This is a genomic window from Cytobacillus sp., assembly GCF_964223445.1.
Taxonomy (GTDB): domain Bacteria; phylum Bacillota; class Bacilli; order Bacillales; family Cytobacillaceae; genus Cytobacillus.
Genome location: NZ_CAXQGS010000032.1, coordinates 1 through 7542, shown reverse-complemented (window position 1 = coordinate 7542; position 7542 = coordinate 1). Strand labels below are relative to the sequence as shown.

8 protein-coding genes and 1 pseudogene are annotated in these 7542 nt (G+C 43.8%); 2 read left to right on the top strand and 7 right to left on the bottom strand.

The window, feature by feature from the left end:
* Positions 1-122: 122 nt before the first annotated feature.
* Positions 123-281 carry a hypothetical protein gene (locus ACEQ1T_RS04710; protein ID WP_370221908.1) on the bottom strand — a complete coding sequence of 53 codons (159 nt, stop codon included), beginning with the start codon at positions 279-281 and terminating at the stop codon, positions 123-125.
* A gap of 144 nt (positions 282-425) precedes the next feature.
* Between ACEQ1T_RS04710 and pdaB the strand changes: the two genes are divergently transcribed.
* A complete protein-coding gene (gene pdaB, locus ACEQ1T_RS04705) occupies positions 426-1178 on the top strand; it encodes a polysaccharide deacetylase family sporulation protein PdaB (RefSeq protein ID WP_206845655.1) in 753 nt (250 codons plus the stop codon).
* Positions 1179-1197: 19 nt separating this feature from the next.
* On the opposite strand, the gene ACEQ1T_RS04700 is transcribed toward pdaB, so the two are convergent.
* On the bottom strand, positions 1198-1830 hold the full coding sequence (locus ACEQ1T_RS04700) for a KinB-signaling pathway activation protein (RefSeq protein ID WP_206845657.1): 633 nt from the start codon (positions 1828-1830) through the stop codon (positions 1198-1200).
* A gap of 147 nt (positions 1831-1977) precedes the next feature.
* Here ACEQ1T_RS04700 and gerD point away from each other — a divergent pair, with 147 nt between their 5' ends.
* Entirely contained in the window at positions 1978-2616 is a 639-nt protein-coding gene (gerD, locus tag ACEQ1T_RS04695) for a spore germination lipoprotein GerD (RefSeq protein WP_370221907.1), read from the top strand.
* Positions 2617-2662: 46 nt separating this feature from the next.
* Here gerD and ACEQ1T_RS04690 read toward each other — a convergent pair whose 3' ends face one another.
* From ACEQ1T_RS04690 to ACEQ1T_RS04670, 5 genes and pseudogenes are all read right to left on the bottom strand, one after another.
* Positions 2663-3721, bottom strand: coding sequence for a P-loop NTPase (locus ACEQ1T_RS04690; protein ID WP_370221906.1), 1059 nt, complete (start codon positions 3719-3721; stop codon positions 2663-2665).
* Between the two features lie 140 nt (positions 3722-3861).
* The gene (cwlD, locus tag ACEQ1T_RS04685) at positions 3862-4584 is read right to left on the bottom strand and encodes an N-acetylmuramoyl-L-alanine amidase CwlD (RefSeq protein ID WP_206845718.1); all 723 of its coding nucleotides are present in this window, start codon (positions 4582-4584) and stop codon (positions 3862-3864) included.
* A gap of 101 nt (positions 4585-4685) precedes the next feature.
* A complete protein-coding gene (locus ACEQ1T_RS04680; RefSeq protein ID WP_370221905.1) occupies positions 4686-5129 on the bottom strand; it encodes a YbaK family protein in 444 nt (147 codons plus the stop codon).
* 185 nt (positions 5130-5314) lie between these two features.
* Positions 5315-6628 carry an HYR domain-containing protein gene (locus ACEQ1T_RS04675; protein WP_370221904.1) on the bottom strand — a complete coding sequence of 438 codons (1314 nt, stop codon included), beginning with the start codon at positions 6626-6628 and terminating at the stop codon, positions 5315-5317.
* A gap of 177 nt (positions 6629-6805) precedes the next feature.
* Positions 6806-7396: pseudogene (locus ACEQ1T_RS04670) on the bottom strand (glutamate-5-semialdehyde dehydrogenase); the annotation flags it as partial.
* Positions 7397-7542: the final 146 nt, after the last annotated feature.

Sequence of the window (7542 nt, the reverse complement as noted above, 5' to 3'; positions counted from 1 at the left end):
ACCGAGATCTACACGCGCGTCTACACTCTTTCCCTCCACGACGCTCTTCCGATCTGTCGCCGTCTCAACTCAGGAGGACGCGCGGAGCCGCCTCGAGGCCGCCGTTGCCGCGCAACTGGCCGTCATGGTGAAAATAAAATTTTATATCGTTCTTCCATGGCTCTTTTGACAATGTGGTCGATCCTGTCATCTTTTAAATCGAATAATATTTCGTCCATTTCCCTTTTAATGAGATACTCCATTTCTTTTAGCTCTTTCTGATTTAATAACATTCCAATCATTTTGATGGCCTCCAGTGAATTTTTCAATTTGTTTTCTGTAGTATTTTTCCATTTAAGATTTTTTATGAGCGAATTTTTTATACATGGAAGAGACAAGTTCAGCATAGGTATGGATTAGGAAGGTATCGGACGAGGTGAATTGTTATGAACTTTTTTTATGTATTGAATGGTAAGTCACTAAAACAAATTTCGCTTGTTGTCATTGCATCATTTTTCACGGCTTGGTTCCTCTATATGCAGAGCATAGTCCATTTGCCTGCTTTTTCAGCCAAAGACGGGCCTAAAGCGATATACAAAGGGGAAAAGGATTTAGCCCTCACATTTAATATTGGATGGGGGGATGTAAAAGCAGAGACCATACTGGATACTCTCAAAAAAGAGAATGTTAAATCTGCGACTTTTTTTCTGGCTGGCTCCTGGGCCGAACGCCATCCGGATTTAGTTTCAAGAATTGTGAAAGAAGGGTACGAGATTGGAATTCTGGGCTATGGCTATGAAGATTATACAGAGCTTGAAGAAGATAAGATCAGGAGAGACCTTGCAAAGGCGCAGGAAGCATTTAGAAAACTGAATATTAAAGACATTAAGCTTGTACGCGCCCCGACAGGACATTTTGACAAAAAAACGTTAAAGGTTGCTGATAGGATGGGCTATACCGTTGTCCATTGGAGTGTTGATTCAAAGGATTGGACCAATCCGGGTGCAGAGAGGATTGCAGAAAATGTAGCAAAGGCTAAAAAAGGAGATATCGTACTTCTTCATGCATCCGATTCTGCAAAACAAACAGCCAAAGCTCTTCCGCTCATTTTAGACGATATAGAATCCAAGGGGCTCAAATTCGTTTCCGTTTCGGAAATGATTGCAAATGCTGAGACGAAGACAAGTGAAATAAAATAAACAAAACAAAAGCCATCCGTTACTTGGATGGCTTTTGAGCTATATTGCTTCTTTGTTTTTGAGAATCTTTATTTAGTTTATGAAGGATAAGCAGCTGATAGGTGTTGCAGACTAGTAATGGGAACAGCATTAGATATAGCCAGCTTTCCTCATTTACCCTTAAAACCGGCACCCACTCAATGGCGGTTACAACCACCATAAAGAATACTGCAGGAATAAATGCATGCTGATTGGTCTGTCTGGCTTTAATTGCTGCAACCACAAGCGCGACTATAAGAAGAAATGCCGCTAAGCCAATATACGGAAGCATGCTGTCCCCTTCGCCCGCAAAAGCCTTATAGCGGAAATAAACCAAGTCAAACAAAGTAAATAAAATAAGAACAATCTGAATAGGATTCCACAATCCTTTAAAAATACCCAGCCCAAAGCGGTGAACTGTCAAATAAGCAAAGAAGCCCATTTGACTAATGATACTGAATATTAATCCTACACCTATAAGCCAGAAGAATACCGACAGAATCTCAAGGAAATCGAAGTCAGTAAAAATAGGCGCAAATTCATCCCAGCGCACAATAAATCCGACAACCCCAGTAGTTAATCCGCCAACTAAAAGAGTCGATATAAAAAGCTTTACCCAATTACGGCTTGTCAATTTATTTTTCCCCCATAATAAATAAATTCATTCTTTATGATTGTACCAACCAAAGTTTGAAAAATCTAGGCATTGTATTTCCAGCGCATAATATTTGCTGAATTTCTTCATTCTAAAGGTAAGGACACCTCTGAAAGGAGCTTCACCATGAAAAAAAAATTCCGTTTGCTCCTTCCATTAGCGCTATTGTTATTCATATCAGGCTGCGGCCAAGGTGAAACGGGCAGCGGCCAAATGGATTATGAGCAAACTAAAAAAATGGTTGTAGATATATTAAAGACAGATGATGGAAAAAAGGCACTCGAGGAATTGATGACTGATGAAAAAATGCAGCAAAAGCTGGTCATGGACCAAAAGGTTGTGGCCGATACCATTGAAAAAACCTTAACATCTGATAAAGGAACAGAGTTTTGGAAGAAGTCCTTTGATGATCCAAAGTTTGCCGAAAGCATGGCAAAAAGTATGCAGAAGGAAAATGAGCAGCTCTTAAAGGATCTTATGAAAGACCCTGAATACAGGGGAATGATGATAGAAGTACTTAAAGATCCCGAACTCGAAAAAGAAGTTACGGATGTCCTTAAAAGCAAGGAGTATCGGGAGCATTTACAGAAAGTAATGACCGAGACATTTGAAAGCCCGCTTTTTAAAGCGAAAATTCAGGACATCCTTCTGAAAGCAGCAGAGGAAACGAAGAGCGGCGGTCAGCAAGGCGGAGAAAGCGGCGGTGAAGGCGGCGGCCAGGGTGCAGAGCAAGGCGGCGGTGAAGGCCAGGGAGGCGGAGCATAGCTCCTTTATAGAAAAAACCTCTTCCATTACGGAAGAGGTTTTTTAATTACTTGCTTTCAATTGTTTGAATCACTTTGCGGGCGATATCCGTATAAATTTGTCCAAGCTTATGGTTTTCATCATAAATGGACGGAGCGAAGTCTTCTTCATTCCAATCAGGCTGCTGAAGAGGCAGCTGGCCAAGTACTTCTGTCCGCAGTTCCTCAGCAAGCTTTTCACCGCCGCCTTGACCAAATACGTGCTCTCTTTCACCAGTCAATTGGCTCTCGAAGTAGGCCATGTTCTCAATAACACCCAGGATCTCATGCTCAGTTCGAAGTGCCATAGCACCAGCTCTCGCAGCAACAAATGCGGCTGTAGGATGCGGAGTTGTCACAACGATCTCCTTGCAGGATGGGAGCATTGTGTGCACATCCAGGGCCACATCCCCTGTACCCGGTGGCAAATCAAGAAGAAGGTAATCCAAATCGCCCCATTCTACTTCATTGAAGAAGCTGTTCAGCATTTTGCCAAGCATCGGGCCCCTCCAGATAATTGGTGCATTATCTTCTACAAAGAAGCCCATTGAGATCACTTTTACTCCAAAGCGTTCAACCGGCAGAATTCGTTCTCCTCTGACCACGGGGCGCTTTGTAATGCCCATCATATCAGGAACACTGAATCCATAAATATCGGCATCGATCAGGCCGACCTTTTTCCCTAACCTTGCCAGGGATACAGCCAGGTTTACAGATACAGTGGATTTACCGACCCCTCCTTTTCCGCTGGCAATGGCAATAAACTCAGTTTTATTTCCAGGAGAAAGCAGGCCTTTGTCTTCTTCAGACGCTGCCTCTCTATATTGTGAAAGCACTTCATCAGGAAGCTCGCTGAAGCGTATGCCAACGGTTGCGGCTCCTGCTTCTTTTAAAAGATTGACGACTTGAGTCTGAAGCTGAAGCTGTTCAGCTGTACCTGTCTTGGCGATTTGAATCTTGACGCTGACATGACTCTTTTCTTCCTTTATTTTGATTTCTTCAATGGCGTTAAGTTCACCCAATGTTCTATGTATAAATGGTTCCTGCAAGCCGCTTAAAGCTTCTTTGACTTTCTGTTCAGTTAACATACATTGCACCCGCCTTCTGAATTCGTTTCCATTTTAGTATAACATATTGAATATTCTATACTGTTAATTCTATCACACCAGAAATACATTCACTATTTCCCTGCATCAATAAAAAGAAAAGGCACTTTCTCAGCACCTTTTCATTCCCATGTTTCAGTCAGTTCTTTTTCATTGGTATAGTAGCGCATAATTCCATTGTAGATGGAGGCGGCTATTTTATCCTGATATTCATCAGTTTTCAAATTAGCCCGTTCCCCCGGATTTGATAAGAATCCCACTTCTACTAAGACACCTGGCTTTTTGGCGTATTTTAAAATGAATACATTGTTTAAAGGCTTCGAGTTCCGCTTTGTATTCTCCAGGTTGCGTCGGAGTTCGTCCTGTATGAACTTTGCAGCTTTGGCATTTTCCTTAATCCCCGGTGCATAGAAAGTCTGCGCTCCGCTCCACCTGGGGGAAGGAATTGAATTTAAATGAATGCTGACATAAAAATCAGAATTAGAAGTATTGATCATTTCAAGCCGTTTCTTCAGGTCTTCTACTTTTCTCCGGCTGTAACCCCTGGTTCCCTCTGGTGCGAGGTCTCTGTCTTCCTCCCTCGTCATCAGCACAAGAGCTCCCTGCTCCTGGAGGTAATCCCTTACTTTTAATGATACATCCAATGCGATATCTTTCTCGAGTGCTCCTTCATCGCCTGCCCCGCCATCCGGACCGCCATGGCCGGGATCAAGCAAGATAATCTTTCCTGTTAAAGGCAGATTCCACGAATCCCAGGAATCATCATCCGTAAAGTCATATTGCAAAATAAGAAAAAGGACGATAAGCCCGATCGCAAACCCGCCTATTTTTAATTTTTTCTTCATATGTCCCAATCAGTCCCCTCCTGCTTATCCTCATTTCAATATATGGGACAAGATGGAGATCTAGAACTTTGATCAGGACACCCCTTTTAACATTGCACTTTTCAGTGGAGACGCAATTTATGCCTTCTCTCCCCTTTATTGAATCCTTCCGACCACCAGCTGCTTACATATTGCTCACACATATAATAAAGGGATTCGCTCATTACCGCTTCCGAACCATGACCCCAATAAAGGAAAAAGTTATATAATGTATCCACTAAATGCTTATACTCTTTTTCACATCTATGGCGGACCTGATCCAGCGATTCGCCATAGCTTCCAAAACGGCTGTAGTTAGCCCCGAGCAAATAAGCTTCAATCGCTACATCATAGCAGGCCTCCTCAATTCCGGCATTCATCATCAGACCGGAGACAAATCTGGAAGAGCCAAAAAATTGCTGTACTTTCTCTTTTAACGCTTTTATCGAAATTTCCCGAAGGACGGATTTTTCATATTTGATCTGCTTTTCTCTTTTTTTCTCTTTGAACGTCGTTATGACTGTCACTGCTTTCTCACCCCTTTAAGATAGTCTTTATCTGCAGTCGGTGAGAAATTCAAAAATGAGCAGTGATTGGACTGCCAATTTTTTATTTTGGCAGGATGCGAATGAATTGTCTTGATGGGCACCTCACGAGCTTGAGCATCTCAAAGATCTTTAAACGATTAACCCAATCAGCCACTCAACTCGGTTTATCTAAAACATCTATTACTTAAAAAGCGGCAGGGATCCATAATAACTCGAACATTAAATAAACAGTTCCTTGTAATTCCAGAAGGCTGAGTTATTGTACATGTCACTGTAGTTGAACCTAGAGGAAAGAATGATCCAGGTGCCGGATTGCAAACAATAAAATCCCCTGGATTTGCAATAGGCTGTGTGTAATTCACAAATGCCCCACGCTGGCCAGGATCATTGAAAACTGAAATGTCTGGCGGGCAGGAAAATTGTATGGCTAAACTATGTGCACGACCTCCGGAAATTTCTAAGACATTTTCAATCCCGCTCACCTGGACAGGCACATTGCTGGTACCGCCAGTTGTCCCGTCCCCCAATTGGCCAAAACTGTTATCACCCCAAGTTCTGGAGGTTCCATCTGAAAGTATGGAAAGACTGTGATTATCACCGGCTGCAATGGCAACTGCATCGCTGATCCCTATAACGAATATCGGGGTATTCCTGTTTATATTTGAACCATTTCCAAGCTGACCTTCCACGTTTCTTCCCCAGGCCATAATCCTTCCATCTGACCTAAGAGCCACGCTGTGGTCCCTGCCAGCTGCAATGGCTACCGCATCATCCAGATCATCAATCTCTGCTGGTACCACTTGATCTACATTATCCCCTGTCCCTAGCTGGCCATCTTCGTTCCCGCCCCAAGCAAGGCCTGTTCCATTTGCACGAAGAGCCAGACTATGAACCCTTCCGGCTGCAATGGCGATAAGGTCAGACGGTACCGGTACAATAATCTCAACAGGAGTATTACTGTTAATTGTACTCTCGTCCCCTAATTGGCCCCTATCATTGCTGCCCCATGCCTCTAACCCCCCGTCTCTGCGAAGGGCAAGGCTATGATCATTTCCTGCGGCTATCATCCTGGCATTAGTAATTCCGTTTACCCTGACAGGGATATTGCTGTTAATATTTGTTCCGTTCCCAAGCTGGCCTTCCAGGTTTCGTCCCCATGCCCTAATGGTCCCATCTGCGAGAAGAGCGAGACTATGCTGTTCGCCAGCTGAAATGGCAACTGCATCTGATATCCCTCTTACACGCACTGGTACATTTCGACTGGTGTTTGAACCATCCCCCAGTTGCCCAAAATCATTGCTTCCCCATGCCCTAATGGTTCCATCTGCAAGGAGGGCAAGACTATGATTCCCTCTTCCAGATACAGCAATTGCACTGTCAAGATTCCTCACTGGAACTGGAATCGCTCTGCTGCCCCCGAATCTGCCGATCCCAAGCTGGCCAAAATTATTATCTCCCCAAGCCAAAGTTCTGCTCATTTATTATTCCGGTCTCCTTTCATGCACAAAAAAAATTTGATAAAAGCATAAGGTATTTCCTTTTTTGTATAATATGTATACCGAACAAGCTATGTCGGCCCAATTTTTTTACTAATCAACTGCAATTTCCATATGAAAAGCCTCAGCTAATAGCTGAGGCTTTTCATAAATATGCGATTACCTAATTTGCCCGTTTCCAGTCATCAAATATTTTCGGGTTGTTAATGCCGGCAGCCCCATCGGCCCTCTCGCATGGAGCTTCTGTGTGGAAATGCCGATTTCAGCTCCAAAGCCAAGAGCTCCTCCATCTGTGAATCTCGTCGAAGCATTATGGTACAGCGCCGCAGCATCTGTAAGCTGCATGAACTTTTTGGCTGTTTCCCCATTTTCGGTAATAATCGCCTCTGAATGCCTTGTGCCATATTGATCAATATGATCGATGGCCTGTTCAAGACTATTCACGGTTTTTACAGCTAAGTCCAGGCTTAAATATTCATTGGCCCAATCGCTGCCATCTGCGGGTACCACATCAGGCAATGCAGCTGCTGCAGAGTCATCACCATGTACAGTTATCCCGTGTTTCTTCAGAGCTTCTGCAAGCAATTCTTTATGCTGATCCATCCATGCTTCATGTACAATCAGCGTTTCTGCCGCATTGCAGACTGCGGGACGGTCGGTTTTGGCATTAATCAGGATACTGATCGATTTTTCAGGATCTGCTTACTTATCTACATAGATATGGCAGTTCCCAACTCCTGTTTCGAGTACATGAAATGCTGAACATGGGCTTCATCGAAGACATTCAGTCAATCATGTCGAATGTCCCTGTTGAGGCCCAGGTGGTGCACCTGCCGGGTGACCAGGACCTGGCCTTCGAGGTCGACCCCTTCGCCCGCCAGATGCTGCTGGAGGGC